General features: G+C 41.8%; 16 protein-coding genes and 1 tRNA gene. 10 read left to right on the forward strand and 7 right to left on the reverse strand.

Going from position 1 to position 20,530, the window contains the following annotated elements; translation table 11 throughout:
* Positions 1-1,140, reverse strand: coding sequence for a M20/M25/M40 family metallo-hydrolase (locus tag TOL2_RS15895; protein WP_014958344.1), 1,140 nt, complete (start codon positions 1,138-1,140; stop codon positions 1-3).
* Between the two features lie 509 nt (positions 1,141-1,649).
* Between TOL2_RS15895 and TOL2_RS15900 the strand changes: the two genes are divergently transcribed.
* The 3 genes from TOL2_RS15900 to TOL2_RS15910 all read left to right on the forward strand — a co-directional run bounded on the left by TOL2_RS15900 (position 1,650) and on the right by TOL2_RS15910 (position 5,410).
* Positions 1,650-2,105, forward strand: a complete 456-nt coding sequence (locus TOL2_RS15900) for a hypothetical protein (RefSeq protein ID WP_041279566.1) — start codon at positions 1,650-1,652, stop codon at positions 2,103-2,105.
* Positions 2,106-2,292: 187 nt separating this feature from the next.
* Positions 2,293-3,993 carry a PocR ligand-binding domain-containing protein gene (locus TOL2_RS15905; protein ID WP_014958345.1) on the forward strand — a complete coding sequence of 567 codons (1,701 nt, stop codon included), beginning with the start codon at positions 2,293-2,295 and terminating at the stop codon, positions 3,991-3,993.
* A gap of 259 nt (positions 3,994-4,252) precedes the next feature.
* A complete protein-coding gene (locus TOL2_RS15910; protein ID WP_014958346.1) occupies positions 4,253-5,410 on the forward strand; it encodes a DUF2786 domain-containing protein in 1,158 nt (385 codons plus the stop codon).
* A 92-nt stretch (positions 5,411-5,502) separates the two neighbouring features.
* On the opposite strand, the gene TOL2_RS15915 is transcribed toward TOL2_RS15910, so the two are convergent.
* From TOL2_RS15915 to TOL2_RS15925, 3 genes are all read right to left on the reverse strand, one after another.
* Positions 5,503-7,113, reverse strand: coding sequence for a fumarate hydratase (locus tag TOL2_RS15915; RefSeq protein ID WP_014958347.1), 1,611 nt, complete (start codon positions 7,111-7,113; stop codon positions 5,503-5,505).
* A 97-nt stretch (positions 7,114-7,210) separates the two neighbouring features.
* The gene (locus TOL2_RS15920; protein WP_014958348.1) at positions 7,211-8,512 is read right to left on the reverse strand and encodes a malic enzyme-like NAD(P)-binding protein; all 1,302 of its coding nucleotides are present in this window, start codon (positions 8,510-8,512) and stop codon (positions 7,211-7,213) included.
* A 63-nt stretch (positions 8,513-8,575) separates the two neighbouring features.
* Positions 8,576-10,120: an SLC13 family permease gene (locus TOL2_RS15925; RefSeq protein WP_014958349.1), complete on the reverse strand. Its 1,545-nt coding sequence runs from the start codon at positions 10,118-10,120 to the stop codon at positions 8,576-8,578.
* 287 nt (positions 10,121-10,407) lie between these two features.
* Between TOL2_RS15925 and TOL2_RS15930 the strand changes: the two genes are divergently transcribed.
* From TOL2_RS15930 to TOL2_RS15950, 5 genes are all read left to right on the forward strand, one after another.
* Positions 10,408-12,915, forward strand: coding sequence for a PAS domain-containing sensor histidine kinase (locus TOL2_RS15930; RefSeq protein ID WP_014958350.1), 2,508 nt, complete (start codon positions 10,408-10,410; stop codon positions 12,913-12,915).
* A gap of 37 nt (positions 12,916-12,952) precedes the next feature.
* Positions 12,953-14,329: a sigma-54-dependent transcriptional regulator gene (locus TOL2_RS15935; protein ID WP_014958351.1), complete on the forward strand. Its 1,377-nt coding sequence runs from the start codon at positions 12,953-12,955 to the stop codon at positions 14,327-14,329.
* 240 nt (positions 14,330-14,569) lie between these two features.
* Positions 14,570-14,667: transfer RNA gene (locus TOL2_RS15940), tRNA-Sec, on the forward strand.
* 225 nt (positions 14,668-14,892) lie between these two features.
* Entirely contained in the window at positions 14,893-15,147 is a 255-nt protein-coding gene (locus tag TOL2_RS15945; protein WP_014958352.1) for a hypothetical protein, read from the forward strand.
* A gap of 74 nt (positions 15,148-15,221) precedes the next feature.
* Positions 15,222-15,485 (forward strand): hypothetical protein, encoded by a 264-nt coding sequence (locus tag TOL2_RS15950; RefSeq protein WP_014958353.1) that lies wholly within the window; start codon positions 15,222-15,224, stop codon positions 15,483-15,485.
* Between the two features lie 153 nt (positions 15,486-15,638).
* Here the strand turns inward: TOL2_RS15950 and TOL2_RS15955 are convergent, their stop codons facing one another.
* From TOL2_RS15955 to TOL2_RS15965, 3 genes are all read right to left on the reverse strand, one after another.
* On the reverse strand, positions 15,639-16,358 hold the full coding sequence (locus TOL2_RS15955) for a hypothetical protein (RefSeq protein ID WP_014958354.1): 720 nt from the start codon (positions 16,356-16,358) through the stop codon (positions 15,639-15,641).
* A gap of 118 nt (positions 16,359-16,476) precedes the next feature.
* A complete protein-coding gene (locus TOL2_RS15960) occupies positions 16,477-17,145 on the reverse strand; it encodes a DUF4145 domain-containing protein (RefSeq protein WP_014958355.1) in 669 nt (222 codons plus the stop codon).
* 227 nt (positions 17,146-17,372) lie between these two features.
* The gene (locus TOL2_RS15965; RefSeq protein WP_014958356.1) at positions 17,373-17,789 is read right to left on the reverse strand and encodes an ASCH domain-containing protein; all 417 of its coding nucleotides are present in this window, start codon (positions 17,787-17,789) and stop codon (positions 17,373-17,375) included.
* 1,194 nt (positions 17,790-18,983) lie between these two features.
* Between TOL2_RS15965 and TOL2_RS15970 the strand changes: the two genes are divergently transcribed.
* On the forward strand, positions 18,984-19,694 hold the full coding sequence (locus TOL2_RS15970; protein WP_158406128.1) for an aspartyl protease family protein: 711 nt from the start codon (positions 18,984-18,986) through the stop codon (positions 19,692-19,694).
* Positions 19,695-19,843: 149 nt separating this feature from the next.
* Positions 19,844-20,341: a hypothetical protein gene (locus TOL2_RS15975; protein ID WP_014958358.1), complete on the forward strand. Its 498-nt coding sequence runs from the start codon at positions 19,844-19,846 to the stop codon at positions 20,339-20,341.
* Positions 20,342-20,530: the final 189 nt, after the last annotated feature.

A 20,530-nucleotide genomic window follows, 5' to 3' on the forward strand; every position in this document is an offset into this window, starting at 1 on the left:
TCAGGACAAGCCTCCTGCTGCATGAACCTTTAGAATCTCCAGCACCAGCCGTGCTGAATTTTCCATATCCTTGATGTCAATGGATTCATTCAGGGTGTGAACATCCGTCATTCCGGTTCCCAAAACACCGGCAGCAATACCGCGGCTGAAAAAGATATTGGCATCTGCGCCACCGCCTATGGTTTTGCTTTCCATGGGAATGCCGATATTGTTTGCCGCTTTCCTGGCAAGCTTAACAACCTTGTGGTCTTCAGAAATATTTGTAAGGGGAAAATCATTCTCAACAACGGCTTCTATCCGGGGAAGATCCGAATTGCCATCAAACTCCTCGGCTGCAACATAAAATGCATCGACAATCCAATCCGTAACATTTTTCAGTTTTTCCACATCATGACTTCTGACTTCCCCGCAGATTTTGACAAACTCAGGAACAATATTGGTGGCAACTCCTCCTTTTATGGTTCCAAGATTACAGGTGGTCTCTTCATCAATGCGGCCCAACTTGAGTTTGGAAATAGCTTTTGAGGCAACGGCAATGGCATTGATACCGTTTTCAGGCGCTGCTCCCGCATGAGCCGCCCTTCCATAAACCTTAAGGGTGATCCTGTTGGCAGCCGGGGCTTTTGTGACAATCCCTTCCGTATCGGTTGAATCCAGTATATATCCGAATTTTGACTCTATTAAAGAATAATCAAAATTTTTTGCACCTAAAAGACCGATTTCTTCACAAACCGTAAAAACAATTTCAACCGGCGGGTAATCCATTTTATTTTCAATGATCACGTCCATGACCTCAAGAATAATGGCAAGGGCTGATTTATCATCCGAACCCAAAATGGTTGTTCCATCGCTTTTAAAAATACCGTTTTCAAACAGCACTTTTATACCTTTTCCAGGCCCAACCGTATCCATATGACCGGACAAGAAGACAGGGTCTGCATCAACGGTTCCCTTGAACCTGGCCACAAGGTTTGAACAATCGCCTTTTACCGCTTCCTTTGCCGTGTCATAACAAACTGTTGCTCCCATCCCAATTAATATTTTTTCAAGTTCCAGCGCAACATTTCTCTCCTGCCGGGAAAGAGAATCAATTTCAACAAGTGCTTTAAACCGTTGAGCCAGTCTTTGTGAATTTATCATTTATTCATCCTTCAGTTAATCGAACGTCATAAACGCAAATTGATAAATCAAAGAAATAATATGTACTAAAAATTTTTTATTAATTCCATCATTAATTGTGAAAATGGCATGTTATGACCGGTCAGACATACCATCATCCCATATCAGTTTCTAAAGCTTCCTTTAAAAGGTACAATGCTTACACCAAATTTCTTCAGAAGGTTTTCTATTTTAAATTTTGCAAAATATTCGTTGAGCATTAACAATTTTTAAAGTTTATAATTTGATTTTTTTGCCCGGTCAGGTTATTATCAAATTCGATTATTTTTTTTTAAAATTTATTAGTTAGCGCCAAACAAAAAAATGCCATAAAAAACGAAATTTATTAATTTTATTGATCATTTAAATATGTTACATTTAGCCTTTCCTGCTCTTTTTATGACCTGCAATTAAAGTAATAATATTGAAATAATTACTGAACTGTTGGGACAAAAAAAGTGACATAAAAAAATAAATGTAAGCAGTTTATTATGCCCATTAAAAACAAACATATGATTGGCGGCGATACGGGAAGCAACCTTAAAGGTCAAAGTCTTACAAATCAAAGCCTGACAGCGGAATTAAACTGTCTACTATCAGTTGTTTTAGCCAAACGGCTTCATCAAATCATATATCTGCATATGCTTGAAATATGGCTGATCCCCGCGAAGTCTCAGCAAATATTTAATGCTATATGCAAACTTTTACATGATGTGCCGCAGGATAAATCTCGTAAAACATTTCATTATTTGTATCGCGAAAAAATTCTTGAATTTTTCATGCGATTAGAAAAATGCGAAATCAAAGTAGTTAAAGACGATTCTCTCCTCTTGCTTACGAATGCTTTTCAATTGCATAAACAACATAAAATCAATAAAGGCTTATATCTTGGAACTACAGGCCACTGGTTGAACCATCACAAAAAACCTCCATCAGTGATATCCTGACCTCAGGAGATTAATCGAAGAAAAAATCAGGATTGAAAACAAAAACAGGTAAAGGATACTGGCTTATCTTCATGATTACATTTTGCATTATACCGCCATTTAATGTAATCTAAATCATGATGGATTCAGTAAAATTAAAATAATGTTAAAAAGAACTCCTTCCTTAATTTACAAATCGGGTTGTAAAATGGAAAATTACCGATTATCCGAACTGCTTGATTTAGCTGCCGTCCAAAATATGGCGGATGCAAATTATGAAGCTACGGGTATCCCAACCGGGATAATTGATGCCTTTGACAATTCACTGCTGGTTGGCGCAGGCTGGCAGGAAATATGCTGCAATTTCCACCGTGCCAACAAAAAATCATTAAAACAATGTCAAACCAGTGATAATTTTATTAAAACTCGCCTTGTTAAAGGTGAGGCTTGCTGCTATAAATGTAAAAATGGTCTCTGGGACATCGGAATCCCTATCATAGTTACAAATCAGCATCTGGCAACACTGTTTTTGGGACAATTTTTTTATAAAGAAGAGCCTTTTGACCGGAATTTCTTTATTCAACAGGCAAAAAAATTCGGTTATGATCTTGACGGCTATCTTACAGCACTTGATAAAGTACCGGTATTAAAGCGTAAAAAAGTCGAATATATTATTGAGTATAATAAATCACTGGTAACCTTTTTAACGGATCTTGCGGAGAATTCCATCAAGAAAAAAATAGCAGAGGGTGAAGTCAATCACCTCCGCAACTATCTGTCTAATATTTTTGATTCCATGCCGTCTGTTCTTGTCGGTGTAGATGATGAATTTAAAGTAACTCAATGGAATAGAACGGCTTCAAAAATAACGGGGATCTCTGCCAATGATGCTAAAGGAAAAATTTTTTCAGACGTGCTGCCCGGTATGAACATTGAAATGGAAACAATAACTGAAAGCATTCAAGCCCGTGAAACCAGACATCTGCTGAAAAAACCACGCAAATTAAAAAATGAGACCTGTTACGAAGATATAACCATCTACCCACTGATCGCCAACGGCATCAAAGGAGTGGTAATTCGTATTGATGACGTAACTCAAAATGTTCGCATGGAAGAGATGATGATTCAAAACGAAAAAATGCTTTCTATTGGCGGATTGGCGGCCGGCATGGCACACGAAATTAACAATCCCCTTGCAGGGATGCTCCAGACCGCTAATGTAATGTCCAATCGATTGATCAATTGTGAATTGCCGGCCAATCTGGATGCAGCCCACAAGTCAGGTACCACAATGGAAAACATCAAACAGTTCATGGAAATCCGGGGAATTTACAACATGATAAACGCCATCAACAAATCAGGCCAGAGAGTATCAAATATTATTGACAACATGCTCAATTTTGTACGCAAGAGCGATGGACGGTTTTCTTGTTTTTCCATTTCCGAACTGATTGATAAAACACTGGAACTGGCAGAATCAGACTACGACCTTAAGAAAAAATGTGATTTTAAACGAATTGATATCAAAAAAGAGTATGCAGACAACATTCCTCCTGTGCCCTGCGAAGGTGCTAAAATTCAGCAGGTGCTGCTGAATATTTTCAGGAACGGTTTCCAGGCAATGCAGGAAAACAAAGAAAACAAGCCCCGGTTTATCGTTCGGACATGGTGTGAAAAGAGTCAAAAAATGGTCTGCATTGAAATAGAGGACAATGGTACGGGTATGGATGAGGGGACAAAAAAAAAGATATTTGAACCTTTTTTTACAACCAAACCGGTGGGATCAGGCACTGGGCTTGGCCTTTTTGTATCATATTTCATCATTACTGAAAATCATGGCGGTCAAATGGAAGTCGACTCAACCTTGGGGCAAGGCACAAAATTCATTATCAGGCTTCCTATCACATAAAAAAAATATTCTTGATGATGCTTTTTATACATATCATTTGATCTCAAGTTTTGTAAATTTTCAAAATCTGGATGAGGTTCTGATATAACTTAAGTCCGAAAGTTGAGATTTGCTTTTAATACTCCTTTACACATATTATGAATACTGATAATAAAAGTGCTTCGGCCCATCCGGATGACAGTATAACAACGTCTGAAAACCCATGTTTTCTTGTCTGTCCCGGCCTGTGCCAGCACAAATATTTTTTAAGATATTGAAGATGATTATGATTGATACCATGAAAAAGCAAGTGGAAGATATGGAAATCAGATGGGCAAAACAACTTTACAGGGAACACAAAAATATTTCCTGGCAATACGGAATCGATCTTACTCCCCCTGCAATCAATATCTCTTCCGGCAGAAAAGAGCTTGGTTTATTGAATCATGGAACAAAAACGCTTTCGATCTCAAGTCATCTTATCCAGACTGAAGCCTGGGATATTGTAGTGGAGGTACTGAAGCATGAGATGGCGCATCAATACGTTTCCGAATTTTATGACAATGCAGATGGTCATGGCAAATATTTTAAGAAAGCCTGTAAAAAATTAGGGGTGCATCCGGCTTTTGTTGCGGGCAGCAAGGATTTTCATAAAACGCTGCAGGAATTCAAAGGAAGCTTGCCGCCTGATGCTCAAAAAATGTTAAGGAAAGTTGAAAAACTGATGGCCCTGGGGCAATCCAGTAAAGAGGCAGAGGCCCAGGCAGCATCCAGAAAAGCCAATTACCTGCTTAACAAATACAATCTTCAGAGAATTAATGCTCATGATGATAATCCGGATATCAAATACCTTACAATCTGCCATAAAAAAAAACGCATTGAAAGTATTCAAAGAGCTATTTTGTCTATTTTAAGAGACTATTATTATGTAAACTGTATCACTTCAGATACTTACAATGCCCAAGACGATACGGTTTATCGATGCATTGTCCTGATTGGAAAAAAAGAGGCTTTAATCGTTGCAGAATATGTTTACCATTTCCTGCTTGATACAGGTCGGACACTTTGGCAAAGCTTCAAAAAGAAAAACAACGCCAAAAGAGGAGATAAAGTTTCTTTTGATATGGGGTTTATTGCCGGGATTGAACATAATCACAAATTGATGTTTGAAGATTCAATCATGGAAAATTCAAATAGTAAGGGCAATATTGACACGACCCTGCCCGTAAAAGCGACCAAGGCATTAATGACTCAACATCATGAAGAAATCTGTAAAGAAAAATCACGGCTGTTCCCAAAATTATCAACCGTCCGATACGGCAGGCATCAAGCTTCATCAGGTGCCTTCAAAGAAGGGTTTAACAATGGTAAAAACACTCATATAAAAAAAGGGGTGTCCAACCGGGGAACAGGGATATCCGGTTTTTTAGAAGCTTGATTATTCCCCCTGTGTCAGGAGAAAACAAATAAAGGCCCCCGGCGGAAATCAAACATATCCGCCAAGGCCGTACCGTTAAAAAACAGGTTTAATCACAGAAGATCCGCATAAAAATCATTGCCTTTATCGTCAACAATAATAAAGGCCGGGAAATTTTCTACGGTGATCATGTAGACCGCTTCCATCCCCAACTCTTCGTACTCGATGATATGCGCCTTTTTAATGAAGTCTTTTCCGATCCGGGCAGCAGGCCCGCCGATGGAGCCCAGATAAAACCCGCCATGGATCCTGCAGGAATTTGTGACTTGGTTTGTTCTGTTGCCCTTGGCCAGCATTATCATGGAAGCACCCTCTTCCTGGAAGACGGGCACATAAGGATCCATTCGCCCTGCTGTTGTGGGGCCGAATGATCCTGAAATTTCTCTTTCAGGCCGTTTGGCAGGGCCGGCATAATAGACAATATGATTTTTCAAGTATTTGGGCAGGCCTTTGCCTGCTTCAAACCGTTCCATGAATTTTGCATGGGCAATATCCCTTGCCACAACAATTTGTCCGGTTAAAGCCAGCCGTGTGGAGACCGGATACCTGGACAACTCCGCCCGGATCTCATCCATGGGCCTGTTCAGATCAATATGAACCGCTTCTTTCATGTCGGGTTCTTTTTTCGGCAGGTATTGGCCGGGATTTTCTTCCAGCTGTTCCAGAAAGACCCCATCCTTTGTGATTTTCCCCTTGATCTGGCGATCGGCTGAACAGGAAACCCCCAGACCGATGGGACAGGATGCCCCGTGCCTCGGCAGGCGGATCACCCGCATATCAAGGGCAAAATGCTTGCCCCCGAACTGGGTGCCGATGCCCAATTCATGAGACCGGGCCAACACTTTTTTCTCAAGATCAATATCCCTGAACGCATGGGCGGTGTCACTGCCCCGGGTGGGAAGAGAATCCAGGTATCTGGCGGATGCCAGTTTTACGGTCTTCAGATTGAGTTCCACAGACGTGCCGCCAATGACAAATGCAATATAATATGGCGGGCAGGCCGATGTCCCAAGCCCTTTCATTTTTTCCACCATAAAATCGATCAGGGTCTGTTCCGATTTCAATATGGTTTTTGTCATCTGGAACACATTGGTTTTATTGGCTGATCCGCCCCCTTTTGCCATGAACAGGAACTTGTATTCATCGCCCTGAACAGCTGTGATATCGATCTGGGCTGGCAGGTTGGTCGTGGTATTTTTCTCTTCATACATGGTAAAGGGCGCATTCTGAGAATATCTCAAATAATTTTGTGTATACACATTGAATACGCCTTTGGACAATTCTTCCACATCATCGGTCCGGCTCCAGACCTGCTGCCCTTTTTTTGCCATGACAATTGCGGTTCCCGTGTCCTGGCACATGGGATACACTTTCCCCGCTGCAATGACGGCATTTTTCAACAATTCCAAAGCCACATACCGGTCATTGTCGGAACTTTCCGGATCATCAATAATCTGTCTGAGTCTTTCAAGATGCTCCGGTCGGTAAAGATGGGCCACATCCTTAAAGGCTTTTTCAGCAAGCAGGGTCAGTGCCTGTGGTTCCACCATGAGAACATCTTTTCCGTCAAATTTGTTTATCCCGACATATTCCCCGGTAAGACAACGATATTCCGTCGTATCCTTTCCCAAGGGGAACATACGTTCATATATAAACTCATTCATGTTGCTGTCACCTTTATATAATACAACAGCCAGCGGGCCATTTCCTGCCCGCTGCCTGATTTTCTTTTTTATCCCGAGCCGGCCTGCCGGCAGTTAATCAGTTATCCATCGTGCATTCACACCAGAATTTTTCCATTCTCTTTCTCAAGGATGCGGCATATGCTTCCCAGTCATTGATGTTAATGGTGGCAAGCCCCTCCTCAATGGCCGCTTTGGCCACGGCAACGGATTCCCACTCAATTACCCTGGGGTCAAAGGGTTTGGGAACAATATACTCCCTGCCAAAAGCAAACGCCTGGCCGTTATAGGCTTTCTTGACCACTTCAGGCACCGGCTGTCTGGCCAGATCTGCCAGTGCCCTGGCTGCGGCAAGCTTCATCCCCTCTGAAATCTTGCTTGCCCCCACGTCCAGAGCGCCTCGAAAGATAAAAGGAAAGCCCAGTACATTGTTGATCTGGTTGGGATAGTCGGACCGGCCCGTAGCCATGATAACATCATCCCTTGTGGCCGTGGCCAGTTCATAGGTGATTTCAGGGTCAGGGTTGGCCATGGCAAATACCATGGGATCATTGGCCATGGAGAGGAGCATCTCGGCAGTCACAACATCTTTCTGGGATACGCCGATAAATACATCCGCACCTTTCATGACATCTTCCAGGGTTCTATGTTCCGTTTCCAGGGCAAAGATCTCTTTGTACTTGTTCATACCCTCTTTACGGCCCTTATAGATAACCCCTTTGGAGTCGCACATGGCAAGGTTTTCATATTTTACACCAAGGGAGACCAAGAGTTTAGCACATGAAATACCGGCGGCACCCGCACCGTTAAAGACCACTTTGATATCTTCAACTTTTTTGCCGGTAATTTCCAGCCCATTGATAAAACCTGCCGAACAGATGATGGCAGTACCGTGCTGGTCATCATGGAAAACAGGGATATTGCAGATATCAATCAGGGTTTCTTCAATCTCAAAGCATTCCGGTGCCTTGATATCTTCAAGATTGATACCGCCAAAGGTCAGTTCCATGATTTTGACAATATCTATAATTTTCTCAGGATCTTCGGTGTTGAGCTCAATATCAAAGACATCCACATCGGCAAATCTTTTGAACAATACTCCCTTTCCTTCCATCACCGGCTTGCTGGCCAGGGCACCGAGGTTCCCAAGCCCCAGGATTGCCGTGCCGTTGGAGACCACAGCCACCAGATTCTGACGGCAGGTGTGCAGTCTTGCAGTATCGGGATTGTCTGCAATATCCCGGACCGGCAGGGCAACCCCAGGTGTATATGCCATGGAGAGGTCTTCTGCGGTTTGACATGGCTTGGTAGGCATGACCTGAATTTTACCTGCAACCGGGGTACAATGATAATCAAATACATTCTGTTCAAATTGTTCCATTTGTTCACAATCCTTTGGTTAATTAAAAACTATTAAAAAAAATAAATGGTAACGGGTTTAATTTTAATTTGCACTTAACAGGGCCCACTGGGGAATCTCACCAGGAAAAATGGCAAACACCATGGTACCCAGGGTGAGGAATATTCCGGTGATGACAATCACACCGATAAAGTTGATCAGAACACCGGCCTTGACCATTTCGAACATTCTGATTCGCCCGCTGCTGAAGACAATGGCATTGGGAGGTGTTGCAATGGGCATCATAAAGGCACAGGATGCGGACAGGGTGGCCGGAACCAGCAGCATCAGGGGATTGATTTTCATGGCCACGGCCATGGATGAGAGGATGGGCAGAATCATCTGGGTTGTAGCGGTATTAGAGGTCAATTCCGTAAGAAAAGTAAGGGTTGTGCAGATGCTTGCAATCATGGCCACGGAACTTGTCCCCTCCAGGATCTGGAGCTTGTTGCCGACAAATTCCGACAGGCCTGACACCTGGAATCCTTTGGCCAGGGCGAAACCGCCGCCAAACAGGAGGATGATTCCCCAGGGGATTTTGGAGAAAATACGGGTGTCAAGGATGGTGGCACTTTTCGCATCTTTCCGGGTGGTGGGCAAAAAGAAGAGAAACATGGCCATGGTGATGGCAACCGTGCCGTCATCCACGAGTTTTGGAAACGGCAGAAGGGAGGCCCATCCGGGAATAATGGCAAACCCCAAGTTCAGATCCTTTCTGAAAATCCACAGCAGGGCGGTGGCGGCAAAGACTATCAACACCTTCTTCTCTTCGGGAGAAATGGGACCCAGCTGCCTGTACTCTTTTTCAATAACGTAGGGATCCACCTTTACATGGGAAGGGGTTCTGTAGAACACCTGTGTCAAAAGGAACCAGATAATGGCGATCATGACAACGGAGAGAGGAAGGGCCATGAGCATCCAGGTGCCAAAGGAGATGGACAAAGCCATGGGAAAGAGCTGCTCAAAGGTCCGGGTCAGAACAAGGTTGGGCGGGGTGCCCACAAGGGTGGCCGCTCCTCCCATGGATGCGGCATAGGCAATACCGAGAAGCAGGGGCATGGTAAAAGTCTTGGTGTCTGCTGCCGAGAACTCCTCTTCCATTTTAAAGACAATGGAGAGGGCAATGGGCAGCATCATCACTGCGGTGGCTGTATTGGAGATCCACATGGAAAGAAAAGCCGAAGCCATCATAAAACCAAATACGATCCGAGCAGGGCCGCCGCCGATGGTTTTTACGGTCAGCAGCGCAATCCGCTTATGAAGGTTCCATTTTTCCATGGCAAGTGCAATGAGAAATCCCCCCATGAACAAAAAAATGGTGCTGTTGAAATAGACAGCTGCGGCAGATTTTCCGGCCATGATGCCCATGAGGGGGTAAAGCACAACAGGTAAAAGGGATGTGGCTGCCATAGGGATGGCTTCAGTGACCCACATGACCGCCATAAATCCTGCAATGGCTGCCATTCGGGTCACTTCCGGTTCTGCCGGGTCCAGATTCATCATCCAGATAAGGGCAAAAACAATGGGACCGGCAATGAGACCCATCACCTGCATTTTTGATCGTCTGTTCATCGCTTTGTGGGATTCCATGGTATCGTCCTCCAAAATTAAGGGTGTTTTTTAAGGTGTAGCCAGTGTGATCTATACAGTAGCAAAAGGCGTACCACTGCCTGAAAAGCCTTTCAAGAAGCCTGTAATAAGAGGAATGGTGTGATTTTAAGAAAAACATAACGAAAGATAAAAGACCAAAATCCACCGATAAACGGCGAATTTTCGCCCTTTCATTTCCATTGATTTACAGGACGGTTATTGATATTGATTAGATAGCGTTTTTTTTCGTGAAAGCCGTCAGAAATATTAAATTTACTGGAAATTGCATGAAATTTGGTATTCGTAAAAAATTTTTAACCGGTTTTCTGATGCTCTCCCTTCTCCCCCTGATAGCGTTGAGCTTCTATATCCGGGCTCACATTGATTCTGTTTTCAATACGCTTTTGGAGCGTAACCGCACCGCCCTGACAAAAAATTCAATGTCCCTGCTTGAAGCCCGGGCCCAGGCCATTGCAGCCCAGGTGGAACAATTATTGTCTGCCTGTGTTGATGATTTAAGGATGCTTGCCACCCTTCCTGCCGACCCATCCATTTATCTTGATTTTGAAGGCATTCACCAGAGAAAAATATGGTATCTGTCCCGGACCGGCCGGGAAATGAGAGAAGAGAAACCCCTTTACCGTGAAGTGACCTTTATCGATGCTCAGGGTGTGGTAGAGATCCAGGTTGAAAATAGACGGCTTGCCTCCCCGGGACAAAAGGTCTCCACTGTTTTCAACACTGATTTCGGTCTGGAAGATTATTTCAGCCTGGGCCTGGCCCTTAAGGATAATGAAATTTATGTCTCCCGTTTAACAGGGTATCACATCAGCAGGAATGAACAGCTCAATGGGGCTGCCAATGTGGAAGAGGCATCAGGTGGAAGGACTTATGAGGGAATCATTCGATTTGCCGCAAAAAAAATGGACAAAGGCATCTGCCAGGGCGTTGTCTCCCTGGCTCTGGATCACCGACACCTGATGGAATTTACCCAGCATGTTCTTCCCTTTGGCAACGGGGAAGTCCTTTTTCCAAACTATGAAAGCGGCAATTATGCTTTTATGTTTGACGATGAAGGCTGGATTATCACCCACCCGAAGCTCTGGGATATACGAGGCTTTGATGCCAAAGGAAACCTGATTGATCCGACATCAGATGCCTATGGTGAAGAAAATCTAACGAAAGGACGGTTTCCCTTTAACCTGCTCCATGTGCCGTTTGTACATGAAAACTACCATCATATTGCCCAACAGGTGATTGCGGGAAATTCAGGTGTTAAGGAGACTGCCAGTGTCAAGGGAGTCTCCCGGGTGCTTGCCTATGCACCAGTGATATTCAACCATGGGGTGTATGAAAAGAACGGATGCTTTGGCGGGGTGACCCTGGGGGCGCAGACCGATGAATTTCACCGGTCGGTGGCGCAGACATCGGCTGAGATTGATTTCATGATTAAACGGTTGTCCGGCAAAGCCATCCTGCTTATTCTTTTTATCGGTGTTCTGGTTGCCGCCATTGCACTGTTTCTGGCCAAAAATTTTACCACCCCCATTGTCCGGTTGACGGAAAAGGTCAATGAAATCAGTTCCGGAAATTATGATGTAAATATTGAAATCAAAAGCAGGGATGAACTGGAAATTCTGGGCGGGCAATTTACAAAAATGGGAAGCCGTCTCAAACAGCATGAACAGAACCTTGTCCGATCCCTGGATGAACTCAGACAGCATGTGGATCTGCTCAAGAGCATCCATGCCGGCATGCTGAGCAGTCTTGTTGTTTTTAACAGGAACGGAAAGATTCTTTCTGCCAACCCCCGTGCATTTGATTTTTTCAATCTGTCCCAGGAAGAAATGCTGAAAAGTGATATTCAGACCCTTCTAGCACCTTATCCCGAGTTGATGGCCCTGACACAAAAGAATCTCAAGGACAAGGAAATCCATGGGGAATCCCTGGAGGTTAAGCTGCCCGGAGGAAAACAGATGTATCTGGAAACCTCCATCTCCAATATCCGGGGAGAGATGGAGAAAAGTGATCCGTCAACACTGTTAATCTTCCGGGATGTGACCAGGAGAAAAAAGATGGAGAGACATATCCGCCGCTCCGACAAACTGGTTTCTTTGGGCATTCTGGCCGCCGGCATTGCCCATGAAATCCGAAATCCCCTGACCGGCATCACCCTGATGCTGGATGATCTCCATGACCGAATTGCCAACCGCACCAATGACAGACTGCTCATCCAGCAGGCGCTGGAAGAAATAGAAAAACTTGAGAATATTGTCATACGACTGCTGGAGTTTGCCTCAAGACCCGGTCATGCGCCGGTATTGGAAGATATCAACCGGGTGGTGGCGGACACCCTGTTTTTTGTCAAAAAACAATGCAAGCAAAAGGGGGTTACCCTTCGAAGTAAAACCACACCCGGGCTTCCCCGTATTCCCATTGACCGGGAGCGTATCCAGCAGGCCCTGTTGAATATTGTTCTCAATGCCTTGAATGCACTGGAAAAGTCCAGGGAAAAAGACTCCGGCCGGGAGGATGAAATTCTTATATCCACCTGCCTTGTTAACACATCGGAAGAAAAAATAGTCGTACTTTCCATCCGGGACAACGGACCTGGAATTGCCGAAGAGGATATGGATGCCATATTTGACCCTTTTTTCAGTCATAATGCCGACGGATTCGGTCTGGGGCTATCCATCACCCATACCATCATGGAAGAGCATGGCGGCACAATTACGGTTGAAAATAAACCCGGCGGCGGTGCCTGCTTTCAGCTCCATCTGCCGGTCGTACAATAAAGAAATTTTGAGAAACCATGATTCCGGGTAAATAAAAATGAAAAATGTTCTTGTTGTGGATGATGAAGAGATCATCAGGGAAAATCTGTTCCGTATTCTCACCGAGGAACAATATGCGGTTTCCACGGTGGCCACCGGTAAAGCGGGACTTGATTTTATCAGGCAAAATGAGGTGGATGTGGTGCTGTTGGATCTCAATCTCCCTGATATCCATGGCATTGAAGTACTGAAAAAGGCACGGGACCTGGACCCGGAACTTCTGGTAATCATCATCACCGGGTACGCCTCCATAGAATCGGCTGTGGATGCTTTGAAGCTCGGGGCCTATGATTACATCAAAAAGCCCTTTAAAGCCGATGCCATCAAACTGATTCTCCGCCTTGCCATGGAGACCCGCCAGCTGAAAAAGCAGGTGGGTGTTCTGAAAAAAAGTCTCAATCTTCCCGATAAAACGGATGTTGTTGCACAAAGTCCCCAGATGAAGATCATTCTGACCCAGGCCCGGGAAGTGGCCCGGCATGAAGGAGCAAATGTTCTTATCACAGGAGAGAGCGGCACGGGCAAAGAAGTGGTAGCCCAGGCCATTCATCAGGCAAGCCCCCGCCGTGACATGCCCCTGGTAATTATCAATTGCGCGGCGCTTCCTGAAAATCTTCTGGAGAGTGAACTTTTCGGACATGAAAAGGGAGCTTTCACAGATGCGGTAAAGCAGAACAAAGGTTTTTTTGAAATGGCCCAGGGAGGAACGGTTTTTCTGGATGAAATCGGGGAAATGCCGGTTCAACTCCAGGCAAAACTTTTGGGGGTGCTGGAACGTAAAAGTTTCAGAAGAATCGGAGGAAGGCGTGATATTAAGACCGATGTGAAGATGATTGCTGCCACCAACATTGATTTCAAACAGGCCATTGCGAAAAAAAAATTCCGGGAAGACCTTTATTACAGGCTCAGTGTTTTTCCGATACATATCCCCCCCTTAAGGGAGAGGACTGAAGATATTGTGGCCCTGGCCAAAATATTTTTAAACAAATTCACAAAACAGTTTCACAAAAGATTCCAAGATATGGAGGCGGATGTAAAGGAGAAGCTCATGCAATACAGGTGGCCCGGAAATGTAAGAGAGTTGAGGAACGTCTTTGAGCGAATCTGCATCATGCACAACGATATCGCCTTGAAACGTTCACATCTTCCCCCAGAAATTGAGGATGCCATCAACAAAAAAACATCGAATTCAGATGCGTTTCTGGAAATTCCGGAAGATCTCTATGACATCGAATCGGTGCTGGAGGAGGTGACTGCCCGCCTGATCACCCGAGCCTTGAAAAAGTGTCAGGGAAACACCACCAAGGCAGCAAAACTTCTGGGTATCCCCCGTGGGACATTACGCTATAAGATCAGCAAATTAAAAATAATGTGAGAAGAAGTTACCGCTCTCTTCAAAGTGTAAAGAAAAGGACGGCTGTATGTCTTCGTGATATGAGAGTCAGAACTGTAACTGAAGTATATATCGAAACAAGTAACAGTGGATGTTGTACAAACAGAAATAAATCCTCAGTCCATTTCATATAAATATAGTGAGACACACAACATTAAAATTGCCAAAAAAGGTTGACAAACAGGCCTCCTCAGATATACTGTACCTCGTTAATACGATTGCGGAAGTGCGCGGCTCACTGGTGGGGCCCTCGGACTTCAAATCCGATGTGGGGCGCTAGAACCGTCCCGGGTGGGTTCGATTCCCATGCACTTCCGCCATTTCTTTTTTAAATTCTCCAAAATTTCAAAGTGTTAGACTACAGTCCTTTTGTATCCCCCCCCTTAAAACACCTACAGGACACCTACAAGTTATTTTGCCCGATATTACAGGGTATACAAGATTTATTTACAAAATACTGATGTCTTCTCCACGTTATAAACCGCCCTGAGTATCTCCTGGTACCGGTTAATTTCAAACTTCATATTATTAAAACGGAGTCGAACATGGGCAAAGCCAAACGATTAAAAAGTTTAAGAAAACAAAAAGAATCAAAGCAAAACCGAATGACGCAAGAACAGGCAGAAAAAATGCTATACGGACATGAGTTGGTACCATTGACAGATCCCTTGATTAAAAAACTTGTTCAAGAACAGGGGATGCCCGAAAAAGACTTAAAGGATTTACAAGCACAAGGGGCAAAATATTCCCCTGAACGAAATTCATTTTTCTTCCCCCCGGAAATGGAATGGTATGATTGAATTTTAAATGGCGTGGGAGTGTGCAAGCTCCCACACCAAACTTAACCACCTTAACGACACTAAGGAGGAAAAGCATGGACAATATAATATCAAAATTTGATTTTGAAAAGAAACTGTTTACCTGTGTGTGCGGGGATACCCGTCCTTTTGATGAAACAATTATTATTAAATGCCCTTGTTGCAACGAGTATATTTTTTCATGTGATAATTGCCAAAAAAATTATAAGGTGCCCCCTGAAATTTTACCGTTTGCAAAATCGCAATCCACAATGGATGCAGAAGATGAAATTTTAATCATTGAACCTTATGTTCCCCTACCCGCTTCCAAGGTTGCTTGATCAAAACATTTTAATTATCCAAACGGCAACGGACATTTCCAAAACCCGAGGCTTTTGCCCGGCTTGGAAATGTCCGTTGCCATTGTTAACTATTCAGGTTCCAACAACCGGATAAGATCGTGGTTCGTTCTTCACACGATCTATCCTTATTCGTTAGCCATTTTTATTATCCTCTATCAAATCGATTTGTTTGAGAACTAAACGGCCTAAAGCTGTAAGATCTCTATACGCAACCGAAGGTTTTCCAGTGAATTTATCAAATTCCGGAATTTTTGTGTTTCTATCAAGTCGGTAATGTGATCGAATTAAACCAATTCGCTCTAAATGTTCCCTATAGCTATTCTGCAATGCAGCTTTCTTAATTATTTTTTCATCTGTTGTCCCTAAAGTGACAGGTATCGGATCGAGAACATTCCTATGTTTATTGCGGTATTCTTCGTCACCACCCATTGTTGGAAAAAGATAGAACCTTAACCAAATGATTTCCTGATCGTTTAGCTCCTGAAGTAGCTTCAACACATACTTGGATTCAGAATATGTAATCAAATTTTCATCAAGGCCGTTCCTGACTACCGACGCTATTTGAGCTCTTCTCTCATCAGTAAGAGCTCTTGATGCCTGTACAAATCCTTCCTCAAATAAATCAATACATTCATCATTCCTTAGAAGATTTCTGAGTTTTTCAGTTGACAAATCTGATAGCTTATTATCCAGTTCCACGACGTATTTTGAAAGCCTATCAATTCGTTGATTTGGTATTAAATTGCCCACAAGTTCTGAAAGTAGAGGACCAGCAAATGGAACAGCACCAAGAATTGATTTTGCCGTAGATGAAAGAAAATCCGCTTTATTTTGATCAAGTTCATTTCCCATTGCGATCATCACCCTTTTTTCACAGTTAATGTTTTAGCTCACAGACTTGCCCTTGTGCATCGTCTGGGCTAATAGACACCCGGCGATTTTTCCGGGTGTCCTTGTTAAGCCCGAGATGTTATGTTACTTTTTTACTTTGTTCCTTTTTTAGTTGACTAGCCTTGTAATCAAGCTCATACAAAAAATTCATTAAATCTTCACTTACTTCAATGGCAAGCTTTAGATTTCGCCGATTTGGTGGGTTCAATTCATGGAGAGCTTCATTTCCCATGAATCGAAAGCTATGTAAATTTTCAACTATATTTTTCGGCAAAATCGATGTCAATGCATCAATTTTTTTTAGCAAATTTGATCCCGAGATTTTTTTATCGACACAAATACCTTCGATCAAAGCTCTCAATCCACCTGCGCAAAGAATAAGCAATTTATTATTATATGCATCAATGGATTCTTTATACAGGCCATTAAGTTTTTTGGGAAGATTACGAAAACTTTTTAGCGGAATATGTTGTTGTTTTCGTGAAGGATGGTATGTGTAGTCATATATTTGATTGTCATATTGGTCAACCATGTTATCCATTGTGTAGCAATACTCCAAAGTTCCCTGATCACATCCAGCACAAATCCAAAACCTATAAATAATATCTTCCCAATAAAGAAGGCGACCGTCATCTTCTTCATAGAATCTCGAAGAATGCTCACCTTTTAAAATATGGTTTGTCTCATTCTCACAACTATTGCAATATATTCTTTTTTTATCAGGTAGATTTCTTGATTTTTCTGACATGTTTTTCCTCTGATTAAACATAACAACTATGTTCTACAGTTTTTTTCTGTCTACTATTCAAATTAACAAACAAGATAACACTTCTGCTGGTATCAAAAATTTTTGAAAATCACAATGATGTCTTTCAAAAACAGTGAATTTCTAACAGTATAACATTCAATTAGTTATGATAAACTGAATTCCGGGATCTATAGCATATGGAAATTAACTTTACATAAAAAATCAAATTAAAAATTATCAAACAAATCAAGTTGGATCTCTTGCCTTGAATTGTTTTCATTATCCCGAAATTCAAAATCAAATATGCTGAGTTTTCCTCTCATTGGATAAAAATCAATCATGTTGGGTAATTGCAGGACAAACCCGTATTTACCATGAAACCAGGGAGACTCATGCTTTTTTACACAATCAATCATATTGACATGACCGATTATTCCACCTCTTTCATTTTTTGATTTTTCGATGACGGCTTGATATTCGGGCCGAAGTTCTAATATCAATTTTGCTCCCTGAAGGTCAAACCCCTTGCTTGCATGAATGTATAAAAGCCCCCGATAGTAAGTGAACCAATTCCGATTTTCAATATCTTTGATTCCTTCCACAATTAGGGATGCCCACGGCTGCTTAACACTTATCGCTTTCATAATATCTCCTTTATCTGTTTGTCCAGGTTTTCAAAACCTGGCCCCCGGAGGGATAAAAAAACACTTTCCCATTGAATTTTTCCTCCTGGGGTCGCGTTTTTTAAAAGGTCAAAAGCGGAGGGAAGTCAAGAAAACAAAACGGAGGGTCCGGAAAATATTTTTCATATGACGCTTTTCTTTTTTTAAATATTTTTTGTTGAACCGATAATTTTTGATTGGAATAAGGAAAAATATTTTTTGGAAACCGTTTTTTTTCTTTACTTCCTGTAGTGTTGACCTATACGCGATCGACCCCCAGGAGGATAAATCAAATCTTGCAATAATGTCCAGCTCTGCTTTACCTGTTTGTCCAGCTTTTCAAAAGCTGGCCCTCGGAGAGCCCCCGGAGGGACCCCCGGTAGGGCCGTCGGAGACTCTTCCAGGAGCGCAGCGAATGAATAACTCATCTCTGATGAGTACCCGTTATACAATTTTTAATTTTTTGTCTATTTTTAGGGGACCAAAATAAACTCTATAATCTTTATTAACAGGCTTTTCAATGTTTTAAAATCAAGGTTGAGTGCACCTATATTTTTTTAAGGTTGTTGCAGATCCGGGGAGGACCGGAGCGCACGGACGCGCTACTGCACGGCACGGCGCACCGGACCGGACCCGGATCTGATTTACGCCAGGAGGAAAAATAAAATTCTCTTGGAGAGCCCCCGGAATATACGTGCTTTTTTTAACTTGATTTATATAGAACAACTGTCACCTTTTCCTAAAGGTATATGAATGCAGCCTTTTGCGAATTTTGAAATTCAAATCTTTCCGTTGCATGTTTTTGTGCAAGTTGATTATTGCTGTTCATTTTGAGTGTTAAATTATAGAATATTTTATTTGTATTAAGATTAAAAATGATGTTAGTTAAAAACAGAACAACAAAAAGCTATTTGATAAAATTAAAAACCAGTTAAATTTTGATTTGTCAATAAAATAGCCTTTGCACACCCTCAAGGGGAGAATGACAAAAGGAAATTTGACTTTTTTTTATTGCGGTGATTGATTCTTGGCTCTATTGCTCATAAAATTTGTAATTTATTTCTGATTTGTTAATTTATGAAAAGTTCTAATATCCTAAAAACTATTAAAATTATTTTTTTAATTTCCTTCATTGGCCTTTTCTTGATTTATTCCTATCTGATATTTACCGGTAAAATGTTCGACTTAAAAATAGTAAAAGAGCTATTTGATAAACATACCATTGCCATTACGAACAATATCCCATTTTTGTATAAACGACCGGAAACAGCTATCAAATATCAACCGATAAAAATAAAGCCGTTGATTATCAATAAAAAACCAGCAAAAAGAAAAAACGAAAAGCTAATATATTCATGGGTAGATGAAGATGGAATAAAACATTTTTCAGATTTCCCTCCATCAAACCCAAATATAGATTTTGATTCCCAAGTTGCAATTGTTTCCCCAAAAAATAAAAATTATCTGAAAGAAAGGGTATTTCGATCAATAGCAAATGAAATTGAGACGCAAGCTCTAATACAAGGAAATTCAGTTTTGGTTCCAGTAAAATTGGGATATAGAGGAAAAGAAATATCGACCTGGTTGATATTCGACACTGGTGCAACAACAACTTCAATTCATAACGACATTGCTGATAAAATTGGCATTATCCCTTTTAGCCTTTCAAAATCAACTACTGCTGATGGTAGTGTAATAGACAAAAAGAATGCCCTTCTTGATTATATTGTGGTTGGTCCATATAGAATAGTAAATTTTCGAATATCAATAATTGATTATAAGGGCAATTCCGGCATTTCAAAGGGATTACTTGGAATGAATTTTTTGAAAAATGTTAATTATAAAATCAATTTCAAAAGAAAAACGATAAAATGGGCTAAAAAATAATTTTTTATAAAAATTTACATCTATCCCCTCTCATAGGTAGAAATTCCAAACAAAAGATTACCCATTGTTAACTTTTTGTTGACTTTTTACTTTAAAAGTGAAAAAGGTATCATAATGATAACTTTTTAGATTGGATCTCAAGTATAAAAATGCGAGAAGTTATAAATTTTATCGACATCCCAGAAGAATACAAACAAGCAATAGGCGCGCCTGACCCTGGGACTAGATTATACAGACAGTTCGGTCATGATAAAGAAAAAGAACTGTGGTGGGATGCAATTCTTTCAATAACAAAAGAACGAAATGTTGTTTCGCCGGGCGGAGCTTCTAGTTTTGTCGGAGTTTCAAGAACAGCGGTTCACAAAAGGATAAAAGAAGGGAGATTAACAGCTTTTGCTTTCCATACAGTTGAAGAAAACAAATTGTTGAAAAAGATCAATATTTCGTATGAACAATTGGCCGAATCAGGATGGCCTCAAATACTTTATATCCCCTGGAGTGAACTAAAGGATTGGCGAAATTATATCAATAGTAGAAAACAAAAAGCTTCATTACGCAAAAAAAATATGGATGCTGATCATACCGATGATAAATTTCTGAAAGGCAATTTAGCATGGAAGAACAAAAAAAGGAAAAATGATGGTTGACAGATAAAAATGCTCAAGGAGGTGCTGCAACACCTTCCTTGAGCAAAAATGTTCCAGAGAAAACAATGAAAGGTATCAGGCAATCATGTAACCCAGAACACTGTTTATAGTATATCTTTAAGCAGTTATTTGTCAACCAACCTCTTTGGAACATTGAATACATTAATCAGTATTTAATTTTCCAAGGAG

Source organism: Desulfobacula toluolica Tol2 (assembly GCF_000307105.1).
Taxonomy (GTDB): Bacteria; Desulfobacterota; Desulfobacteria; order Desulfobacterales; family Desulfobacteraceae; genus Desulfobacula; species Desulfobacula toluolica.

Excerpts from the sequence above, each read along its gene's own strand:
- TOL2_RS15895 (WP_014958344.1), bottom strand. The coding sequence starts at position 1,140 with ATGATAAATTCACAAAGACTGGCTCAACGGTTTAAAGCACTTGTTGAA.
- TOL2_RS15900 (WP_041279566.1), top strand. The coding sequence starts at position 1,650 with ATGCCCATTAAAAACAAACATATGATTGGCGGCGATACGGGAAGCAAC.
- TOL2_RS15905 (WP_014958345.1), top strand. The coding sequence starts at position 2,293 with ATGGAAAATTACCGATTATCCGAACTGCTTGATTTAGCTGCCGTCCAA.
- TOL2_RS15910 (WP_014958346.1), top strand. The coding sequence starts at position 4,253 with ATGATTATGATTGATACCATGAAAAAGCAAGTGGAAGATATGGAAATC.
- TOL2_RS15915 (WP_014958347.1), bottom strand. The coding sequence starts at position 7,113 with ATGAATGAGTTTATATATGAACGTATGTTCCCCTTGGGAAAGGATACG.
- TOL2_RS15920 (WP_014958348.1), bottom strand. The coding sequence starts at position 8,512 with ATGGAACAATTTGAACAGAATGTATTTGATTATCATTGTACCCCGGTT.
- TOL2_RS15925 (WP_014958349.1), bottom strand. The coding sequence starts at position 10,120 with ATGGAATCCCACAAAGCGATGAACAGACGATCAAAAATGCAGGTGATG.
- TOL2_RS15930 (WP_014958350.1), top strand. The coding sequence starts at position 10,408 with ATGAAATTTGGTATTCGTAAAAAATTTTTAACCGGTTTTCTGATGCTC.
- TOL2_RS15935 (WP_014958351.1), top strand. The coding sequence starts at position 12,953 with ATGAAAAATGTTCTTGTTGTGGATGATGAAGAGATCATCAGGGAAAAT.
- TOL2_RS15945 (WP_014958352.1), top strand. The coding sequence starts at position 14,893 with ATGGGCAAAGCCAAACGATTAAAAAGTTTAAGAAAACAAAAAGAATCA.
- TOL2_RS15950 (WP_014958353.1), top strand. The coding sequence starts at position 15,222 with ATGGACAATATAATATCAAAATTTGATTTTGAAAAGAAACTGTTTACC.
- TOL2_RS15955 (WP_014958354.1), bottom strand. The coding sequence starts at position 16,358 with ATGGGAAATGAACTTGATCAAAATAAAGCGGATTTTCTTTCATCTACG.
- TOL2_RS15960 (WP_014958355.1), bottom strand. The coding sequence starts at position 17,145 with ATGTCAGAAAAATCAAGAAATCTACCTGATAAAAAAAGAATATATTGC.
- TOL2_RS15965 (WP_014958356.1), bottom strand. The coding sequence starts at position 17,789 with ATGAAAGCGATAAGTGTTAAGCAGCCGTGGGCATCCCTAATTGTGGAA.
- TOL2_RS15970 (WP_158406128.1), top strand. The coding sequence starts at position 18,984 with ATGTTCGACTTAAAAATAGTAAAAGAGCTATTTGATAAACATACCATT.
- TOL2_RS15975 (WP_014958358.1), top strand. The coding sequence starts at position 19,844 with ATGCGAGAAGTTATAAATTTTATCGACATCCCAGAAGAATACAAACAA.